We start from the raw sequence: 822 nt of genomic DNA, 5'->3' as shown, positions 1-822 counted from the left end.
TAAACCATCAACAACAAAAACAAGCTCGAAAAGCAAACCGAAAAAGAAAACGGCAAAAAAGAGCGCTGCTGCTCCAAAAGCAGCGCCTCCAGCCCCCTCAAACTCGGGCAAGAGTAAGTTTTTCCACATCGCACTCATTACCGCCATTCTTGGCGGTTTTGTCTATGGTCTGTACAAACTTGCGCAACTTCCGGCGGATCGCACGCTAGACCCTACAACACCAACAAAACCAAGCCAAGCAAAGCAGGTCGAGCCGACAAAAACTGAAAAGCCCGAAGCTCGCTTCCAGTTTTATGACATGCTTCCTAATAGCGAAGTCGAAACTGATGCAGTAACCGCTTACACCTTTAAAGAAAAAGGAGTGCAGGAGGAATATCAGTACATGCTTCAAACTGGCTCCTTCCGTCAACGCAAAGACGCAGAACGCCAGAAAGCTACGATCGCATTTCAGGGACTTAAAGCTTCAATCAAAGCGACCAGCAACGACCAAGGCAGCACATGGTTCCGAGTTCAAACTGGCCCCTTTGCTTCTCGTAGTGAGATGAATGCGGCCTTAGATAAACTCTATGCGATCAATATTCAGCCGCTCGTGAAGAAAAGCAAAAAGTAAGCTCAAAGTGGCGCTTGTTCGCTTCGCTTAACTCTCCCCTTCTTTTAAAGCCTGGACACTCATAGTCATCATCGTGCGCGTACGCATTATTTTACGCGCAGAAACCTTGAATTTCTGAGTTCCGCATCCATATTCGTTCGAGACAAAAAAATTCATCGAGTAGGAGCTCAACGATGACCACTATCTTATCTGTCCGCAGAGAAGGCGAAGTT

General features: G+C 46.8%; 1 protein-coding gene. It reads left to right on the top strand.

What is annotated here, in order from left to right; all coding sequences use genetic code 11:
- On the top strand, positions 1-610 hold a 610-nt coding region (locus tag A3738_RS00920), incomplete at its 5' end, for an SPOR domain-containing protein (RefSeq protein WP_068763271.1).
- Positions 611-822 lie beyond the last annotated feature (212 nt).

The sequence above is a fragment of the Oleiphilus sp. HI0066 genome (assembly GCF_001635725.1).
Note: the sequence above shows the minus strand (reverse complement) of the source record. Positions and strands in the feature narration are given on the sequence as shown.